The sequence below is a fragment of the Ideonella sp. FW305-24 genome, assembly GCF_058788035.1.
The window spans coordinates 123,932-142,683 of the sequence record NZ_JBYTAI010000013.1 but is presented as its reverse complement, the minus strand read 5'-3'; the positions used below and the strand labels follow the sequence as shown (position 1 = coordinate 142,683).

Below are 18,752 nucleotides of genomic sequence, written 5' to 3'. Positions count from 1 at the left end.
CTCAGCTCACGCTTTGCACCGCGCGCAGCAGTGCTTCGGGCGTGGCCGGCGCGCTGAGTGCGGGCTGGCAGCCCGGCGCGCCGCAGGCGGCGGCCGCGTCGCGCAGCGCGAGGAAGACCGAGAAGCTCAGCAGCAGCGGCGGCTCGCCCACAGCCTTGCTGCGGTGGATGCTGTCCTCGACGTTGTCGCCCTTGTACAGCCGTGTCGTAAAGGCACCTGGCGCGTGCGGCAGGTCGTTGGCGGTGGGGATCTTGTAGGTGGACGGCGCGTGTGTCAGCAGCTTGCCGCTTTGCGGGTGCCACACCAGCTCCTCGCTGGTCAGCCAGCCCATGCCTTGCACAAAGCCGCCTTCGACCTGGCCGATGTCCAGGGCCGGGTTCAGCGAGCGGCCCACGTCGTGCAGCAGGTCGGCGCGCAGCAGCCGCCATTCGCCGGTCAGCCGGTCCAGCAGCACTTCGCTGACGGCCGCGCCATAGGCGAAGTAATAGAACGGCCGGCCGGTCAGCGTGTCGCGGTTCCAGTGCAGGCCGGGCGTGGCGTAGAAGCCGTCGGCCCAGAGCTGCACGCGGGCCACGTAGGCCTGCTCGACGATGGCGGCAAAGGCCTCGTGCTGGCCGTCTGGCCCCAGCACCGCGTTGCCCTCGAAGCGCACCTGGTCGGGCGCCACCTGCCAGTGCGACGCGGCCACTTCCGCCAGCCGTTTCTTCAGCTTCTGCGCGGCGTCCAGCGCGGCCTTGCCGTTCAGGTCGGCACCGGTGGAGGCAGCGGTGGCCGAGGTGTTGGCGATCTTGCTGGTGTCGGTGGCGCTGGCGCGCACGCGGGCCAGCGGCAGGCCCAGTTCGTGGGCGACGACCTGCGCCACCTTGGTGTTCAGGCCCTGGCCCATTTCGGTGCCGCCGTGGTTCACCAGCACTGAGCCGTCCCGGTAGATGTGCACCAGCGCGCCTGCCTGGTTGAAGTGGTTGACGTTGAACGAAATGCCGAACTTCACCGGGGTCAGCGCCAGGCCTTTTTTCAGCCACGGGCTGGTGGCGTTGAACGCGGCGACCTCGGCGCGGCGCGCGAGGTAGTCGCTGCTGGCGGCCAGCTCGTCGGTCAGCGGCGCGATGATGTTGTCGACCACCGGTTGCAGGTAAGGCGTCACGTCGCGCCCGCTGCCCGGCAGGCCGTACCAGTTGACCTGCCGCACCGCCAGCGGATCCAGGCCCAGCTGGCGGGCGATCTGGTCGATGATGACTTCGATCACCAGCGCGCCCTGCGGCCCGCCGAAGCCGCGGAATGCCGTGTTGCTCTGCGTGTTGGTGCGCGGCAGGAAGCCGTGGATGGCCACGTCCGGCAGCCAGTAGGCGTTGTCCAGGTGGCAGATCGCGCGCGTCAGCACAGGGGGCGACAGGTCGGCCGAGTGCCCGGCCTGGCCCAGCATCGTGACGTCCACCGCCAGCAGCCGGCCGCTGTCGTCGAAGCCGGCCTGCCAGTCGAACTCGAAGCCGTGGCGGCGGCCGGTGATCAGGAAATCGTCGTCGCGGTCCACGCGCAGCTTGACCGGCTTGTTGAGCTTCTTGGCGGCAAGCGCCGCCACGCAGGCGAACAGCGCCGACTGCGACTCCTTGCCGCCAAAGCCGCCGCCCATGCGCCGGCATTCGACCAGCACCTGATTGGCGTCCAGTTGCAGCGCATGCGCGACCATCGCCTGCATCTCGCTGGGGTGCTGGGTCGAACAATGAATCTTCAGCCCGCCATCGTCCTGTGGCAGCGCGTAGCTGATCTGGCCTTCGAGGTAGAACTGTTCCTGCCCGCCGAGGCTGAACTGGCCGGAGAGCTGGTGCGGCGCCGCCGCCATCGCACCGGCCACGCCGCCGGGGTGCGTGCTGCGCGTGAGGTGCATGGGTGGCACCACGTACTGGCCAGTGGCATGCGCGGCGCGCAGGTCCAGCTGGGCCGGCAGCGGTTCGATCTGCAGCACGTCCTTGGCGCGGGCTGCGGCGCGGCGCGCCTCGTCGCGGCTGCGGGCGATGACGGCGAACACCGGCTGGCCGAGGTAGTGCAATTCGCCACTGGCTAGGATCGGATCGTCGTGCACGATGGGGCCGACGTTGTTCTGGCCCGGAATGTCGGCCGCGCTGTAGACCGCGACCACGCCGGGCATCGCGCGCAGCGCCGCGAGGTCCATGCCCAGCAGCCGGCCATGGGCCACGGGCGACAGGCCCAGCGCCGCGTGCAGCGTGCCGGCGGCTTCGGCGATGTCGTCCACATACGCGGCGCGGCCCTGCACGTGCAGCGCGGCGGATTCGTGCGGCAACGAAGTGCCGACCACGGGGAGGGCTGCAGCCGAGAGGTCTTTCAAATGCATGTGGCGCTCCTCAGGCCCAGACGCGCAGTTGGTCGACTGCCACCGGGTCGGCTGGGCGGGTGCTCAGCCACAGCCGCTCCAGCAGCCCGGCAGCGCCGAGGCGGCGGTAGTCGGCGCTGGCGCGCAGGTCGCTCAGCGGGGTGAAGTCGGCGGCGAGCGCGGCCTGCGCGGCGCGCAGCGTGGCTTCGGTCCAGGGCTGGCCGACGATGGCCGCTTCGATCGCCGCAGCGCGGCGCACCGTGGCCGCCATGCCGCCGAAGGCCAGCCGTGCCTCGGCCACACTGTCGCCGTCCAGCCGCAAGGCAAAACCCGCGCTGACGGCCGAGATGTCGCAGTCGAAACGCTTGGACAGCTTGTGCGCCTGCACCTGCCAGCCCGGTTGCAGCGTCGCGAACGGCACGTGCACGGACTCGACGAACTCGCCCGGCTGCAGCTGGTTCTTCATGTAATCCAGGTAGAAGGCCTGCAGCGGCAGCTCGCGTGTGGCCTCGCCCCGGCGCAGCCGCAGCGTGGCGCCAAGGGCGATCAGCACCGGCGGTGCATCGCCAATCGGCGAGCCGTTGGCCAGGTTGCCCACCAGCGTGCCGGCATGGCGCACCGGCGGGCCGGCGAAGCGGCGGAACATTTCTGAAAGCGCGGGCCAGCGTGCACACAGCGCGGCCCAGCCGTCTTCCAGCGTGACGGCCGCGCCGATGCGCAGGCCTTCCGCTTCTTCGTCAATGCGGCGCAATTCGGCCACGTCGCCCAGGAAGATCAGCTCGCCCAGGTCGCGCATCTGCTTGGTGACCCACAGGCCGACGTCGGTCGCGCCAGCGACCAGCCGTGCGGCGGGCTTGTCGGCGCGCAGCGTGGCCAGCTCGGCGAGCGTGCGGGGGCTGTGGGGTGCGGCGGGTGTCGCCTGCAAGGCCAGCAACTGCTCGCGCAAACCGGCCAGCGGCAGGCGCGGCGCGGGCTGTTGCAGCATCGCTTGCGCGGCGTCCAGGATGGGCCGGTAGCCGGTGCAGCGGCACAGATTGCCAGAGAGTGCATCGGCCAGCTCGGCGCGGCCGGGGCACGGCCCGCTGGTGCAGGCCTGGCGCTCATGCTCGGCCGAGAGCGTCATCACGAAGCCGGGTGTGCAGAAGCCGCATTGCGAGCCGTGGTGGTCCAGCATGGCCTGTTGCGCCGGGTGCAGCGTGCCGTCCGGCTGCGCCAGGTCTTCCACCGTCAGCAGCGCCTTGCCGTGCAGCGTGGGCAGGAAGCGTATGCAGGCGTTGACCGGGCGGATCGCCAGGCCTTCGCTGAGGATGGCGCGGCTGCTGGCCGGCACGCTCTCGGCCAGCTCGGCGACCAGCACCGTGCACGCGCCGCAGTCGCCCTCGGCGCAGCCTTCCTTGGTGCCGCAGGCCTGTGCGTCCTCGCGCAGCCACTGCAACACGCTGCGCGTGGCGGGCGCGCCGGTGACGCTGACCGGCTGGCCGCGGAAGACAAAGCGCAGAGGGGCGGAGTTTGAAGTTTCGGCAGTCATCTGGCGCAAGACCTTACGCCGCTGCGGCGCAGTTTGAATACGATCTGGCCCATGAGTTGCATATGTTGTGCCGTATGACGCGGCCGCCGGATTTCGCCAACATCGACCTCCATCTCGTGAAGGTCCTGCACACCGTGATCACCGATCGCAGCGTTTCGCGCGCCGCCCTGCGCCTGGGCAGCACCCAGCCCCAGGTCAGCGCCCAGCTCAAGCGCCTGCGAGCGCTGACGGGCGACGCCTTGCTGGTGCGCGCCGGCACCGGGCTGGTGCCCACCGAAGCGGCGCTGGCGCTGGTCGGCCCGGCCGAGCGGCTGCTGAAGGAGGCTGACACCTTGTTCGGATCGGCCCGTGTCGGCCGCGGCTTCGATCCGGCCACGGCAGACGGCCTGGTCAACCTCGCCGCGTCCGACTACCTGGACCCGCTGTTCCTGCCGCGCCTCATCGGCACGCTGCAGCAGCTTGCGCCACGGCTGCAGGTCGCCCTGCACCCGCTGTCTGCCGATTCGGACTACCGCCGCAAGCTGGCCTCGGGCGAGGTGGACCTGGTGGTGGGCAACTGGCTGCAGCCGCCGGAAGAATTGCACCTGGGCCGCCTGATGTCCGACGAGGTGGTCTGCCTGGTCGCCGCGGACCACCCCGCCGCCAAGAGCCCGCGCAGCTGGACGGCCGCGCGCTACCTGGACAGCGACCACATCGCGCCGACGCCGCTGCACCCCGGCGCGCGCGGCGTGATCGACGACTTCCTCGCGCTGCAAGGCCTGTCGCGCCGCGTCACGGTGCGCTGCGCGCACTTCAGCTTGGCGCCGGCCATGGTGGCCGCGAGCCGCTTGGTGCTGACCACCGGCCGCCAGTTCTGCGAGCGATACCTGACTCAACTCCCCCTGCGCATCGTTCGCTGCCCGGTGGCCTTCCCGGCCATGGCCTATTACCAACTCTGGCACGACCGCACGCATGCGTCTGCGGCGCAACGCTGGCTGCGCGAGCAGGTGCGCGACACCGCCCGTGCACTGGCCGACGAAGACAACCCCTCAAGGAGCCGCGCATGAGTGCCCGCAAAAGACTGGCGCTGCAAGGCGACCTGCTGGACTTCACCGGCGCGCCCTTGCTGGGCGAAGAGGCCTGTGCCGAGCTGCGTTTCCGGCCGGACCACTGGTTGCTGATCGAGGACGGCCGCATCGTCGGCGCGCAGCCCGAGGCACCGGACGACAGCTGGCAGCGCGAGCTGCACACCGGCCGGCTGATCCTGCCGGGCTTCATCGACACCCACGTGCACTGCCCGCAGCTGGACGTGATCGCCAGCTACGGCGCCACGCTGCTGGACTGGCTCAAGACCTACACCTTCCCGGCCGAGCAGCGCTTCGCAGACCCGCAGGTCGCGCGTGCCGGCGCCGAGCTGTTCCTCGACGCCTTGCTGGCCAACGGCACGACGGCGGCGGTGGTCTTCCCCACCGTGCATCCGGTCTCGGTGGACGCGCTGTTCGAGGCCGCGAGCGCCCGGCAGATGCGCATCATCAGCGGCAAGGTGCTGATGGACCGCCACGCGCCCGCAGGCCTCAGCGACGATGTGGAGGGTGCCCGACGCGACTGCGAAACGCTGATCCAGCGCTGGCACGGCCAGGGCCGCAACAGCTATGCGCTGACGGTGCGCTTCGCGATCACCAGCACACCCGAGCAACTGGCGATGGCCGGCGAGCTGATGCGGGCCGACCCCAGCCTCTACATGCAGACCCACGTGGCCGAGAACACCGAAGAGGTGCGCTGGGTGGCCGAGCTGTTTCCCGAGGCGCGCAGCTACCTGGATGTCTATCACCAGGTCGGCCTGCTGACGCCGCGCGCCGTGCTGGCGCATGGCATCTGGCTGGACGACGCCGACCGCGCGCTGCTGCGCGACACCGGTGCCCACATTGCCTTCTGCCCGAGCAGCAACCTGTTCCTCGGCAGCGGGCTGTTCGACTGGCAGGCGGCGGTGGACATCGGGCATGGCGTCTCGATGGCAAGCGACGTGGGCGGCGGCACCAGTTTGTCCATGCTGCGCACGCTGGCCGAGGGCTACAAGGTGCAGGCCTTGCGCGGCACGCGGCTCACCGCCTGGGCGGCGCTGCATGCGGCCACCCGCGGCGCGGCGCTGGCGCTGGGGCTGGAAGAGGAGATCGGCAGCTTCGAGCCGGGGTGCATGGCGGACCTGGCGATCTGGGATTGGGCGGTGGGCCCGGTTGCGGTGCACCGCGATGCGGTGGCGCGCGGCGAAGTGGTGCCTCTGCCGGCGCAAAGCCTGCACGCGCGGGTGTTTGCCTGGATGACCCAGGCCGACGACCGCAACCTGGTGGCAGCCTATGTCGCTGGGCAGCCCTGCTGGCAGCGGGGTTGACGCGCGGCGTTTGAGGCACCGCAAAACGAGGAGCAGTGCGGCAACCAGAGCGGCATGGTCCTTGCGTTTGTATACACCTGCGCATACTCATTGCCCTTCGACGGGCTTGGTGACTGACGCGGCCTCTGCGATCCGGGGGCCAGCGGCCACAGTCCCCGCCCGTTTGGACCCCCGTTTTCACCTTCCCTCTCACTGACAAGACAGGAACCCACCATGCAGTTCTCTACTTCCCGCCTGGCCCTTGCTGCGCTGCTGGCGCTGGCCACCGTTGGCGCCCAGGCCGCCGACTGGAGTGACACCTCGATTGGCTACCGCTACGGCAGCAAGTTCGCCGAGCCCTTTGGCGAGAACACCATCCACAAAAGCATCATCGACCTGAGCCACGTCAGCGGTTACAGCTACGGCACCAACTTCTTCAACGCCGACTTCCTGGTCTCCGACAAATCCGACCCGTCCAGCCCCGGCTCCAGCAATGGCGCGACCGAGGTCTACATCGTCTACCGCCACACGCTGGACCTGTCCAAGGTCAGCGGCAGCAAGCTGTCCTGGGGCGTGATCCGCAACCTGGGGCTGACGGCGGGCTTCGATGTCAACGTCAAGGACGACGCCGGCTACAACTCCAGGAAGCGCATGCTGGTGGCGGGCCCGACGATGATGTTCGACGTGCCGGGCTTCCTGAACGTGAGCCTGCTCGAACTCTGGGAAAGCAACGCGCCGTACAACGAATTCACCCGCAGCGGCGTGTCGCGCTACAGCTACGATGCCCACCCGATGCTGACGGCCGCGTGGAGCATTCCGCTGATCAAGGGCGTTCCGCTGACCTTCGAAGGTTTCGCAAATTTCATCGCCGGCAAGGGCAAGAATGAATTTGGCGGCGAAACTGCGCCTGAGACCAACATCGATGCGCAGATCATGTACGACGCCGGCACGCTGATGGGCGCACCGGGCAAGTTCAAGGTCGGCTTCGAGTACCAGTACTGGAAGAACAAGTTCGGCAACTCGTACAAGGGCGCTGCCGGTGACGGCGCCTTTGCCAAGACACCGATGATCCGCGCGGAATACCATTTCTGATCGCCCGCGGGCCGGGGCCGGTCTTCGGCTCCTGGCCCGTTTCTGGCTCAGGCATCTTCATCATGCTTCGACTCGAACTCACCGGCATCACCAAGCAGTACCCCGCGGTGCGGGCGAACGACGGCATCCATCTGAAGGTGGCGCCCGGCCAGATCCATGCGGTGCTGGGTGAAAACGGCGCGGGCAAGTCCACGCTGATGAAGATCATCTACGGCGCCACCCAGCCCGACGCCGGCCAGATGCAATGGAACGGCCGCGAGGTGCAGGTCGCCAGCCCCGCCCAGGCCCGCGCCCTGGGCATCAGCATGGTCTACCAGCACTTCTCGCTGTTCGACACGCTCACTGCCGCCGAGAACGTCTGGCTGGGGCTGGACAAAGCGATGGCGCTGCCCGAGGTTACCGAGCGCATCGGCCAGGTCGCGCGCACCTACGGGCTGGACGTGGACCCGCTGCGGCCGGTGCATTCGCTCTCGGTCGGCGAGCGCCAGCGCGTGGAGATCGTGCGCGCGCTGCTGACCAATCCGCAGTTGCTGATCCTCGACGAGCCCACTTCGGTGCTCACGCCGCAGGCGGTCGAGAAGCTGTTTGTCACGCTGCGCCAGCTGAGTGCCAACGGCACCAGCATCCTCTACATCAGCCACAAGCTCGACGAGATCCGCGCGCTGTGCCACCACTGCACCGTGCTGCGCGGCGGCAAGGTCACCGGCGAGGTGGACCCGACGCAGGAGACCAATGCCAGCCTGTCGCGCCTGATGATCGGCGCCGAGCCGCCGCAGCTGCGCCACGAGACGCGGGCTGCCGGCGCGGTGGTGATGGCGGTCAAGGGCCTGTCGCTGGCCCAGCGCGACCCCTTCGGCACCACGCTGAAGGACATTGCCTTCGACGTGAAGGCCGGCGAGATCGTCGGCGTGGCCGGTGTCTCGGGCAACGGCCAGCAGGAGTTGATGGCCGCGCTGTCGGGTGAAGACATGCGCGCGCCGGCCGGCAGCATCACGCTGTTCGGCAAGGACATCGCGGCGCATTCGCCGCGCAAGCGCCGCCACGAAGGCCTGCACTTCGTGCCCGAGGAACGCCTGGGCCGCGGCGCGGTGCCCACGCTGAGCCTGGCGCAGAACACGCTGCTCACTCGCACCGAAGCAGTGTCCAAGAGCGGCTGGATCGCGACCGACAAGGTGCGGCAGCTGGCCGAGCACGTGATTGCCCGCTTCAACGTCAAGGCCGGTGGCCCGGGGGCTGCGGCCAAGAGCCTGTCGGGCGGCAACCTGCAGAAATTCATCGTTGGCCGCGAGATCGACGCGGGCCCCAGGCTGCTCATCGTCAGCCAGCCGACCTGGGGCGTGGACGTGGGCGCCGCAGCACTGATCCGCGGCGAGCTGATGAAGCTGCGCGACGCCGGCTGCGCGCTGCTGATCGTCAGCGAGGAGCTGGACGAATTGTTCGAGATCAGCGACCGGCTGATCGTGATCGCCCAGGGCCGGGTGTCGCCCTCGGTGCCTACCGCACAGGCAACGATCGAGCAGATCGGCGAATGGATGAGCGGGCTGTGGACCCCGGCAGACGCGCAAGCCAAGGAGACCGGCCATGCTGAAGCTTGAAGCCAGGCCGCAGCCGTCCAGGCTGATGTCGTTTGCCAGCCCGTTGCTGGCGCTGGCCATCACAGTGGTGATCGGCGTGGGCCTGTTCGTGCTGCTGGGCAAGGACCCGCTGCGCGGGCTGCAGATGTTCTTCGTCGAGCCGGTGAAGAACCTGTACGGCGTGGCCGAACTGTCGGTCAAGGCCACGCCGCTGATCCTGATCGCGCTGGGCCTGTCGGTCTGCTACCGCTCCAACGTCTGGAACATCGGTGCCGAGGGCCAGTACATCTTCGGCGCGCTGGGCGGCGGCTGGGTCGCCATGCAGGCGGGTGCCGGCACCGAATGGATGGGCCACTTCTACGTCGTGCCCATCCTGGCGGCCGGCGTGCTGGCCGGCATGTTCTGGGCCGCCATCGTCGCGCTGCTGCGGGACCGCTTCAGCGCCAACGAGATCCTCGTGAGCCTGATGCTGGTCTACGTGGCCGACCTGCTGCTGGGCTGGCTGGTCAACGGCCCCTGGCAGGACCCGGAAGGCCACAACTTTCCGCAGACCATCACCTTCCTGGCGCAGACCAAGATCCCGCGCCTGATCACTGGCCTGCGCGCCAACATCGGTGTGGTCGTCGCGCTGGTCGCCGTTGCCGGCTTCTGGGTCTTCCTGTTCCGCACCTACCGCGGGTTTGCGCTGCAGGTCGGTGGCCTGGCGCCGGCGGCTGCGAAATACGCGGGCTTCTCGTCGCGCGGGGCACTGTGGCTGGCGCTGCTGATCTCGGGCGGCATGGCGGGCCTGGCCGGTGCGCTGGAGGCTGCCGGCCCGCTGGGCCAGCTCACGCCCTACGTGCCAGCGGGCTACGGCTTCGCGGCCATCATCGTCGCGTATGTGGGCCGGCTGCACCCGGTGGGCATCATCTTCTCGGGCATCCTGATGAGCATGTTCTACATCGGCGGCGAACTGGCGCAGTCGCGCCTGGGCCTGCCCAAGGCGCTGACGGGGGTGTTCCAGGGCCTGCTGCTGTTCTCGCTGCTGGCCTGCGACACGCTGATCTTCTATCGCCTGCGCTCGCATCACGCGCCGCATCCGACACCCGCACCGCGCGGTGCCGCTGCAGTCACCAAGGAAGCCTGAGAGATGTTGATGCCCCCACACTCACATGCGTTCGTGGCCCCCCGAGGGGGTGTTCAGTGCCTTCGGGCGGCCGGGCGGCACTGAAATGGACGGCCTCGCACTCCTCCTGGCCGCCACGCTGAACGCGGGCACCGCGCTGGCCATCGCCGGCATCGGGTTGTTGATCAACGAACGTGCCGGCGTGATCAACCTCGGCGCCGAGGGCCTGATGCTGGTGGCCGCCATCGCCGGCTTCGCCACCACGGTGCACACCGGCAGCAGCTGGCTGGGCTTTGGCGCCGGCATGCTGTCCGGCGCGGTGCTGGCCTCGCTGTTCGGCCTGCTGGTGATCTGGCTCAACACCAACCAGGTGGCGACCGGCCTCGCGCTGAGCCTGTTCGGCGGCGGCTTTTCGGCCTTCCTGGGCATCCGCTACGTGCAGGAAAAGCTCGGCGAGCAGGCCCAGTTCCACGTGCCGCTGCTGGGGGATCTGCCGTTCATCGGCCCGGCGCTGTTCCGCCAGCACCCGATGGTCTACATCGCCATCGTGCTGACGGCGCTGCTGGCCTGGTTCCTCTACCGCACGCGCGCCGGCCTGGTGCTGCGCGCGGTCGGCGAGTCGCCCGAATCGGCGCATGCGCTGGGCTACCCGGTGCGTCGCATCCGGCTGGCGGCGGTGGTCGTTGGCGGTGCGATGTGCGGCCTGGCCGGTTCCTACATCTCGGTGATCTACACGCCGCTGTGGGTCGAAGGCATGATCGCCGGCAAGGGCTGGATCGCGCTGGCGCTCACCACCTTCGCCACCTGGCGCCCGGCACGGGTGTTGCTGGGTGCCTACCTGTTCGGCGGCGTGACCATGCTGCAGTTCTACCTGCAAGGCAACGGCGTGCACATCCCCGTGCAGTTCCTCGGCATGCTGCCCTACCTGTCGACCGTGGTTGTGCTGGTGCTGATCTCGAGCAACGCCAACTGGGTCCGCGCCAACATGCCCGCCTCGCTCGGCAAACCGTTTTTCCCCGGTTCCTGACCGGACACTTTTCTTCCCTGGCAATCCACTTCAAGAGAGAAGCGCCCATGACCCTGATGACCAAGCGTTCGCTGCTCCAGCTGACCAGCTGGACGACCATTGCCGCTGCCGCGGCCCTGGTCGGCTGCGGCAAGAAGGAAGAAACCCCGCCGCCCGCGGCTGCCGAGCCTGCTTCGGCCGCTGCACCGGCCCCTGCCAAGCCCGAGCCGCTGAAGATCGCCTTCGCCTACCTCGGCCCGGCCGGCGACCACGGCTGGACCTACGCGCACGACACCGCGCGCAAGGCCATCGAAGCCGAATTCGGCGACAAGATCCAGACCAGCTTCGTCGAGAACGTGCCCGAGTCGGCCGACGCAGAACGCGTCTTCCGCGACATGGCCACGCAAGGCAACAAGCTGATCTTCGGCACCAGCTTCGGCTACATGGAGCCGATGCTGAAGGTCGCGGCCGACTTCCCGGATGCGAAGTTCGAACACGCCACCGGCTTCAAGCAGAGCGCCAACCTGCGCAGCTACGACAGCCGCAGCTACATGGGTGCCTACATGGCCGGCATCATCGCCGGCAAGATGAGCAAGACCAACACGCTCGGCGTGGTCGGCTCCATCCCCGTGCCTGAAGTCATCCGCAACATCGACGCCTACACCCTGGGCGCCCTGAGCGTGAACCCGAAGATCAAGACCAAGGTGGTCTGGGTCAACAGCTGGTTCGATCCGCCCAAGGAAACCGAAGCCGCGCAGTCGCTGATCAACGGTGGCGCCGACGTGCTGCTGCAGAACACCGACTCCACCGCCGTGCTGCAGACCGCCGAGAAGAACAAGAAGTTCGCCTTCGGCTGGGACAGCGACATGTCCAAGTTCGCACCGACCGCCCACCTCGCCTCGGCCATCATCAACTGGACGCCGTATTACAAGAAGGCCGTTCAGGAGACGCTGGACGGCAGCTGGAAGGGCAGCACGGCGACCTGGTGGGGCGTCAAGGAAGGCGCCAACGACATCGTCGCGATCAGCGACCAGGTGCCGGCCGACGTGAAGGAACTGGTCGCCAAGACCAAGGCCGGCCTGGCCGACGGCAGCATCGACGTCTTCAAGGGCCCGCTGGTGGACAACACCGGCAAGGAAATGCGCAAGAAGGACGAAGCCGGCGACGACAAGTTCCTCGGCGGCCTGAACGTCTACGTCAAGGGCGTCGAAGGCAAGGTGCCGGGCGCGAAGTAAGCCCCTGGCGAGTCGCCTGCACCCAAAAGCCGCCCGCGCAAGCCGGCGGCTTTTTCTTTTCAGGGCTGCGCGGTTCGCACCAGCTGGATCGCCCGCTCCGGGCAGGCCACCACGCACAGCCCACAGGCCAGGCAGGCGTCCTGGCGTGGTGTGTAGGCCGTCTGCATGCCGTGCACCCGCACTTTCAGGCGGGCCATGAAACCCAGCGCCTGGAAGTCCGCCGGTGCGATGGTGCTCACGTCGAAGACGTCGTACGGGCAGACCTCCACGCAGTCGCCCTTGCCCTCGCACTTGGCGCGGTTCACGACCGGGACGTATTCGCCCTGCGCGGCATGGCAGGCCTGGCCCGGCCGCTGAGGATGGGCGGCGGCGCGTTTGACCTTGGCAGGGTTGGTGCGTTTGGTCGAGGTTTGGGAAGCAGCTGAGGGCATGTCGAGTGGCAGTGGCGCCGCGCAGCGGCTTTGCCAAATTCTCGAAGCGGCCCTGGGCGTGCGTGTAACGTTTGATGGCTGGCGCTGCAACGAAAGATTGCAGCGCCGCGGTCGCAGGCTACCTACGCCAGCCGCTTGCCCATGGTGTGCGACAGCACTTCGTAGCCGAGCTCCTGGTAGAGCTTGCGGGCCTGTTCGTTGAAGGCCCAGACGACCAGGCGCATGTCGGTGGCGCGGTGTTCGCGGGCCCAGTCATCGGCCTGCGCCATCATGGCCCGGCCCAGGCCCATTCCGCGCGCTTCGGGGCAGACGCAGACGGAGTTGACGCGGCCGTAGCGCATTGGCTGCAGCAGGCTGTGGCGTTCCTCGATCAGCGACAGCGCGATGAAGCCCAGCGACTGGCCGAAGGCATCTTCGACCAGGAAGATGGCCCGGTCCGCGCCCAGCATGCTGTCCTGCCAGTGCAGGCGGTCGCGCGAAGGCGAGGCAGGTGGCGCGAACACGTCCGGCCAGGCCTGGTGATGGATCAGGTTCAGTTCCTGCGCCAGGTCACAGACCAGGTCCAGGTCGGCCAGGCTGGCCTGGCGCAGCGTGATGCCTTCGAGACGGGGTTTGTCGGCGTGCATGGCGTCAGGCTCGCGCAAACAGCATCGCCAGCCGCTGCACCGCAGCTTCGGCCACGGTGCGGTCTGGCGTGGTGTCTTCGTTGTCGAAGTCACCGTCCACGCTGGACTGCACCAGCAGCCCGTCGCGGCGCGAGACGACATTCAGGTTGTGGCCGCGCCAGTTGAGCCCGTAGCGCACCTCTGGCTGCTGCACCAGTCGGGCGATCTGGCCGCGCACCGGCACCAGGCAGTTGTCGCCCATCAGCTGGCGTGCGCCGTAGCCGGTGGCGTTGACCAGCGTGCGCTCCTTGAGGGCCGCGAACTGGCGCGGGCTTTCGAACTCGCGGTGCTGGACCTCGCCGCCGTCGCGCATGAACTCGCCCAGCAGCATCTGGCTGTAGGCCGGCAGGTTGAACACCATCTGCGTGTAGCGGCGCGCGAAGGGCACCGGGAACGGGTGCTGGTCCGGCGAGAGCGCGACCGAGCGCGGGTGCAGATCGCGCAGCAACTCGCTTTCCAACTCGGCGTATTCGGGCTCGGGGTGGCGCGGCGGCGCCTCGTCGTCCGGCAGTTCCTGGTCGAACGGGATGTCCGACAGCACGTAGCCCTCGCGCCATTCCACCGGGTCGCCCGGCAGGCCCATCATGCGCTGGTAGGTCTGGTGCGACAGGCGCGCCATCGCTTCCCATTGCTGGCGGAAGGCAGGCGTGGCGTGGGCTTCGTCGCAGATGCGCGAGTCCGGTGACCACACGCCTGTGGCCTTGGACGAGCGCACCTCTGGCGGCAGTTCGCGGCAATGGATCGTCACGCGCAGCCCGGCGCGCTGCGCGGCGCGTGCAGTGGTCAGCCCGATGGCGCCGCAGCCGATCACGGCCAGGTGCTTTTCCTTCGTGGTGAGCGCCAGGTCCACCGCCAGCTTCGCCGAGCCCCAGGACAGCGACCAGCCGCTGCCGCCATGGCCGTAGTTGTGCACCACCGTCTGCCGCCCAATGCGCTGTGCTTCGATGCGCGGCCCGGCGGCACGGAACGGCCGGGTGCAGACGGTGATGTCGACGATGCGGTCGGTGCGCGCCTGGATGGGCGACAGCAGCGGCGGCGGCGCAAACGGCGGCTGGCTGACGGCTGCAGCCGTCTGTGCGCCAGCGCGCTGGCTCAGCGAAGCGGTGGACAGGCCGGCAAGCGTGGCGCCGGTGGCGCCGATGAACTGGCGACGTTGCAGGGTCATGGACAGGGCCGCGGAGGAGGTGAGGCCGCGGATTATCTAGCGCGACGTCTCAGGCCAGCGCCGGGCCGCTCCCAAGCGGCCTGAGCACCCTCACGGAGGGTGGCAGCGGTACGCCGCAGCCGGGTGCCCACGTTTCATGCCAGCGACAGCCCTTGCGTGGCCTGTTTCAACAGCCCGCGCACGGTGTCCAGGTCCGCACCCACGTGCCGGTCGATGCGGCGGATGAACGGGCAGGTCAGCACTGCCAGCGCGTGGCCGTGCGAGTCCAGGATGGGCATCGACAGGTCTGTCACGCCAAACGCCTGCTGGCTCTCGCCCTGCCAGTGGCCTTGCTCGCGCACGCGCGCCAGGATGGCCTGCAGTTCGGTGGCGCCCACCGGCACCTCGCCGTCCAGCGCCACGTGTTCGGCCAGCATCAGAGCGCGCCGGGTTTCGGGCTGGAAGGCCAGCAGCACGTGGCCGGAGCCCGTGTCCGCCAGGCTCACGCGCACGCCCAGGCGGATCGACAAGCCCCAGGCGCTGGGCCCGTTGACCTGCGCGACCACGGTGATGTTGCCGCGGTCGTAGATGCCCAGGTGGCAGGACTGCTCGGCCGCCTTGGCAAACGCATCCATGGCCGGCAGCGCGCGCGTCACCAGCCGTTCGATGGGCGGGTGACGGTGGCCCAGCACGAACAGCTTCAGGCTCAGGGCGTAGCGGTCCCCCTCCTGCGAGCGCGTCACGTAATGGCGCACCACCAGCCGCTCCAGCATGCGGTAGATCTCGCTGGGACTGCGGCCCATGGCCTTGACGATCTCGGCGCGGGTCATGCCCTGCGGCTGCTCGGCCAGCAGTTCGAGGATGTCCAGGCCCTTGTCCAGGGCCGGTGCGCGGTAACGGTCGTTGGGTGCGTCGCTGGTCGGCTCGTTGTCGGGTTCGGTCATGGCGGCGGCGGGTAAGGGGCGCAACAGGAAGGATGGACGAGGCTCCGCTCGCGTCGGCCTGCGCTGACCATACCGGACGGCAGCGCTCAGTCGGCCCTTCGGGTCCTCAGGGTAAGCACCAGAGGCGCAAGCAGAATCGGATCACTACAGTCATTCTCCAGTAAACGAAGTGTTCATACATGAACTTTTGAGGCGCCCATGAGACTGCAAGGCAAAACCATCCTGATCACCGCTGCGGGGCAAGGCATCGGCCGCGCCAGCGCGCTGGCCTGCGCCGCCGAAGGCGCGCGGGTGATCGCCACCGATATCAATGGCGCGCTGCTGGAATCGCTGGTCGGCGAAGGTGCCGGCATCGACACCCGTTTGCTGGACGTGCGGGACAGCGCTGCCATCGCCGCGCTGGCCGCTTCGCTGCCGCCGCTGGACGGCCTGTTCAATTGCGCCGGCTTCGTGCACCACGGCACTGTGCTGGACTGCGACGAAGCCGCCTGGGACTTCAGCTTCGACCTGAACGTCAAGGGCGCCTACCGGCTGATCCGCGCCTTCCTGCCCGGCATGCTGGAGAAGATGAAGCAGGACGGCAGCTTCGGCAGCGTGATCAACATGTCCTCCATCGCGTCTTCGGTCAAGGGCCTGCCGAACCGCTTTGTCTACGGCGCGACCAAGGCCGCGGTGATCGGCATGAGCAAGGCCATCGCGGCGGACTACGCCAAGGTGGGACTGCGCTGCAATGCACTGTGCCCTGGCACCGTGGACACGCCCTCGCTGCGTGGCCGCATTGCCGGCGCGGCAGACCCGGTGCAGGCCGAGAAGGACTTCATCGCCCGCCAGCCGCTGGGCCGGCTGGCCACGGTCGAAGACATCGCGCCGCAGGTGGTCTACCTGCTCAGCGACGAGTCGTGCTTCGTCACCGGCCAGGCCGTGATGGTGGACGGCGGCATTTCGATCTGAGCTTCGTGCCTGCTGTATGAATCGAACAGACGCGCACCAGCACTTCTGGCGCCCCGCTCGCGGCGACTACGGCTGGCTGCAAGGCGACGAGCCGGCGCTGGCGCCGCTGCGGCGCGACTTCCTGCCCGAGGAATTGCAGCCGCTGATGCAGGCCGCTGGCGTGCAGAAGACGGTGCTGGTGCAGGCGGCCGACAGCGTGGCCGAGACCGAATGGCTGCTGGAACTGGCCTCGCAGCATGACTTCATCGCCGGCGTGGTTGGCTGGGTGGACCTGAGCCGCGCGGACGCGGTGCAGACGCTGACGCGCCTGGCCTTGCACCCGAAGTTCAAGGGCGTGCGGCCGATGCTGCAGGACCTGCCCGATGCGAACTGGATCTGCCGCGCGCCGCGGCCCGAGGCCATCGAGGCGCTGGTTTCGCTGGGCCTGTGTTTCGACGTGCTGGTGCAGCCGGTTCAACTGCCGTTTGTGCTGCAGTTCCTGCGCGACTGGCCGGCGCTGCCTGCGGTGATGGATCATGCCGCCAAGCCGCCGCTGGCCGAAGGCTGGCACGCGGGCTGGGTGGCGCCTTGGCGCCGGCTGATGGGCGAGGCCTCGCAGCTGCCGAATGTCAGCTGTAAGTTCTCTGGCCTGTTGACCCAGTTGCCGGCGACCGAGCGTGGCTCGGTCGCCGACGCCGTCACCGCGCTGCGCCCGCTCTGGCACGAGTTGCTGACGCTGTTCGGGCCGGAGCGCCTGATGTGGGGCAGCGACTGGCCGGTGCTGACGCTGGCTGGCTCGCATGCGGAATGGGTGGCCGTCAGCGAAGCGCTGATCGGCGAGCTGTCGCCCGAAGCGCAGGCGGACGTGTGGACCCGCAATGCGCAGCGCTTCTACGGCCTGTGAAGGTGTTGACATGACCCCGCTCGTCGAGATTCGCAACCTGTCGAAGTCCTTTGCCGGCGTGCGTGCGCTGCAGGACATCCAGTTCGAGCTGCTGCCCGGCGAGGTGCATGCGCTGATGGGTGAAAACGGCGCCGGCAAGTCCACGCTGATGAAGGTGCTGGCGGGCGTCTATCCGCGCGATGGTGGCGAGATCCTGGTCGACGGCCGTGCGGTCGAGATCGACAGCCCGCGCGCCGCGCAGGCGCTGGGCATCGGCATCGTGCATCAGGAACTGAACCTGATGAACCACCTCAGCGCCGCGCAGAACATCTTCATCGGCCGCGAGCCGCATGGCCGCTTCGGCTGGCTGGACGAAGCGGCGCTGAATGCCAAGGCCGAGCAGCTGTTCCAGCGCCTGAACCTGAAGCTGGACCCACGCACGCCCGTGGGCGAGCTGACGGTCGCGCGCCAGCAGATGGTGGAGATCGCCAAGGCGCTGTCCTTCGACTCGCGCGTGCTGATCATGGACGAGCCCACCGCGGCGCTGAACAACCAGGAAGTGGCCGACCTGTTCCGCATCATCCGGCAGCTGCAGGCCGAAGGCGTGGGCATCGTCTACATCTCGCACAAGATGGACGAGCTGCAGCAGATCGCCGACCGCGTCACGGTGATGCGCGACGGCCAGTACATCGCCACCGCACCCATGGCCACGACCAGCGTGGACAGCATCATCGGCATGATGGTCGGCCGCCAGCTCGATGCCTTCACCAAGCACCTGCCAGACACCACGCGAAACGAAGTGCTGCTCCAGGTGCGCGGCCTGAACCGCGGCCGCGCGGTGCGCGACGTGTCGTTCGAGCTGCGCGCCGGCGAGATCCTCGGCTTTGCCGGCCTGATGGGCGCCGGCCGCACCGAGGTCGCCCGCGCCATCTTCGGTGCGGACCCGCTGGATTCGGGCGAGATCCGTGTGCGCGGCAAACCGGTCACCATCCGCTCGCCGCAGCAGGCGGTGGCGCTGGGCATCGGCTACCTGTCCGAGGACCGCAAGCATTTCGGCCTGGCGACCGGGCTGGACGTGGAGACCAACATCGCGCTGGCCTCCATGGGCCAGTTCACCTCGGCCGCCGGCTGGTTGGACCAGGCCGCGCTGCGCCAGACGGCCGAGCAGCACGTGCGCCAGCTGGGCATCAAGACGCCTTCGGTCGAGCAGCCGGTGCGGCTGCTGTCTGGCGGCAACCAGCAGAAGATCGTCATCGCCAAGTGGCTGCAGCGCGACTGCGACATCCTGTTCTTCGACGAGCCCACGCGCGGCATCGACGTGGGCGCCAAGGCCGAGATCTACAAGCTGCTGAACCAGCTCGCGGCGCAGGGCAAGGCCATCGTCGTGATCTCTTCCGAACTGCCCGAGGTGCTGCGCCTGGCGCACCGCGTGCTGGTGATGTGCGAAGGCCGCATCACCGGCGAACTCTCGGCCGAGCAGGCCACCCAGGCCAGCATCATGCAGCTGGCCACGCGGCGTGAAGCCGCCCCCGCCTGAGG

General features: G+C 68.7%; 16 protein-coding genes. 10 read left to right on the top strand and 6 right to left on the bottom strand.

The window, feature by feature from the left end:
- Nucleotide 1 precedes the first annotated feature (1 nt).
- Nucleotides 2-2,350 carry a xanthine dehydrogenase molybdopterin binding subunit gene (gene xdhB, locus AC3WR5_RS26685; protein WP_492488421.1) on the bottom strand — a complete coding sequence of 783 codons (2,349 nt, stop codon included), beginning with the start codon at nt 2,348-2,350 and terminating at the stop codon, nt 2-4.
- 10 nt (nt 2,351-2,360) lie between these two features.
- The gene (xdhA, locus tag AC3WR5_RS26680; RefSeq protein WP_492488419.1) at nt 2,361-3,857 is read right to left on the bottom strand and encodes a xanthine dehydrogenase small subunit; all 1,497 of its coding nucleotides are present in this window, start codon (nt 3,855-3,857) and stop codon (nt 2,361-2,363) included.
- Nucleotides 3,858-3,919: 62 nt separating this feature from the next.
- Between xdhA and AC3WR5_RS26675 the strand changes: the two genes are divergently transcribed.
- The 7 genes from AC3WR5_RS26675 to AC3WR5_RS26645 all read left to right on the top strand — a co-directional run bounded on the left by AC3WR5_RS26675 (nt 3,920) and on the right by AC3WR5_RS26645 (nt 12,216).
- A complete protein-coding gene (locus tag AC3WR5_RS26675) occupies nt 3,920-4,903 on the top strand; it encodes a LysR family transcriptional regulator (RefSeq protein ID WP_492488417.1) in 984 nt (327 codons plus the stop codon).
- Complete coding sequence (gene guaD, locus AC3WR5_RS26670; protein WP_492488416.1) at nt 4,900-6,225, top strand: guanine deaminase; 1,326 nt, start codon at nt 4,900-4,902, stop codon at nt 6,223-6,225. The genes AC3WR5_RS26675 and guaD overlap by 4 nt, the downstream gene beginning before the upstream one ends.
- A gap of 213 nt (nt 6,226-6,438) precedes the next feature.
- Nucleotides 6,439-7,296 carry an outer envelope protein gene (locus AC3WR5_RS26665; protein WP_492488414.1) on the top strand — a complete coding sequence of 286 codons (858 nt, stop codon included), beginning with the start codon at nt 6,439-6,441 and terminating at the stop codon, nt 7,294-7,296.
- A gap of 62 nt (nt 7,297-7,358) precedes the next feature.
- Nucleotides 7,359-8,891, top strand: a complete 1,533-nt coding sequence (locus AC3WR5_RS26660) for an ABC transporter ATP-binding protein (protein ID WP_492488412.1) — start codon at nt 7,359-7,361, stop codon at nt 8,889-8,891.
- Nucleotides 8,878-9,996, top strand: coding sequence for an ABC transporter permease (locus AC3WR5_RS26655; RefSeq protein ID WP_492488410.1), 1,119 nt, complete (start codon nt 8,878-8,880; stop codon nt 9,994-9,996). Before AC3WR5_RS26660 ends, AC3WR5_RS26655 begins: the two co-directional genes overlap by 14 nt.
- Nucleotides 9,997-10,081: 85 nt before the next feature.
- Nucleotides 10,082-11,002, top strand: coding sequence for an ABC transporter permease (locus AC3WR5_RS26650; RefSeq protein WP_492488501.1), 921 nt, complete (start codon nt 10,082-10,084; stop codon nt 11,000-11,002).
- A gap of 47 nt (nt 11,003-11,049) precedes the next feature.
- Complete coding sequence (locus AC3WR5_RS26645; RefSeq protein WP_141287665.1) at nt 11,050-12,216, top strand: BMP family ABC transporter substrate-binding protein; 1,167 nt, start codon at nt 11,050-11,052, stop codon at nt 12,214-12,216.
- A 59-nt stretch (nt 12,217-12,275) separates the two neighbouring features.
- Here AC3WR5_RS26645 and AC3WR5_RS26640 read toward each other — a convergent pair whose 3' ends face one another.
- The 4 genes from AC3WR5_RS26640 to AC3WR5_RS26625 all read right to left on the bottom strand — a co-directional run bounded on the left by AC3WR5_RS26640 (nt 12,276) and on the right by AC3WR5_RS26625 (nt 15,400).
- Complete coding sequence (locus tag AC3WR5_RS26640) at nt 12,276-12,647, bottom strand: 4Fe-4S dicluster domain-containing protein (protein ID WP_492488408.1); 372 nt, start codon at nt 12,645-12,647, stop codon at nt 12,276-12,278.
- Nucleotides 12,648-12,769: 122 nt separating this feature from the next.
- The gene (locus AC3WR5_RS26635; protein ID WP_492488406.1) at nt 12,770-13,273 is read right to left on the bottom strand and encodes a GNAT family N-acetyltransferase; all 504 of its coding nucleotides are present in this window, start codon (nt 13,271-13,273) and stop codon (nt 12,770-12,772) included.
- 4 nt (nt 13,274-13,277) lie between these two features.
- Entirely contained in the window at nt 13,278-14,477 is a 1,200-nt protein-coding gene (locus AC3WR5_RS26630; protein WP_492488404.1) for an FAD-dependent oxidoreductase, read from the bottom strand.
- Between the two features lie 134 nt (nt 14,478-14,611).
- The gene (locus AC3WR5_RS26625) at nt 14,612-15,400 is read right to left on the bottom strand and encodes an IclR family transcriptional regulator (protein ID WP_141287586.1); all 789 of its coding nucleotides are present in this window, start codon (nt 15,398-15,400) and stop codon (nt 14,612-14,614) included.
- Nucleotides 15,401-15,598: 198 nt separating this feature from the next.
- On the opposite strand from AC3WR5_RS26625, the gene AC3WR5_RS26620 reads away from it, so the two are divergent.
- The 3 genes from AC3WR5_RS26620 to AC3WR5_RS26610 are packed head-to-tail and all read left to right on the top strand — an operon-like array spanning nt 15,599 to nt 18,750.
- A complete protein-coding gene (locus AC3WR5_RS26620) occupies nt 15,599-16,351 on the top strand; it encodes an SDR family oxidoreductase (RefSeq protein WP_492488402.1) in 753 nt (250 codons plus the stop codon).
- Nucleotides 16,352-16,367: 16 nt separating this feature from the next.
- Nucleotides 16,368-17,234, top strand: a complete 867-nt coding sequence (locus tag AC3WR5_RS26615) for an amidohydrolase family protein (RefSeq protein ID WP_492488400.1) — start codon at nt 16,368-16,370, stop codon at nt 17,232-17,234.
- A 10-nt stretch (nt 17,235-17,244) separates the two neighbouring features.
- A complete protein-coding gene (locus AC3WR5_RS26610; RefSeq protein ID WP_492488398.1) occupies nt 17,245-18,750 on the top strand; it encodes a sugar ABC transporter ATP-binding protein in 1,506 nt (501 codons plus the stop codon).
- Nucleotides 18,751-18,752: the final 2 nt, after the last annotated feature.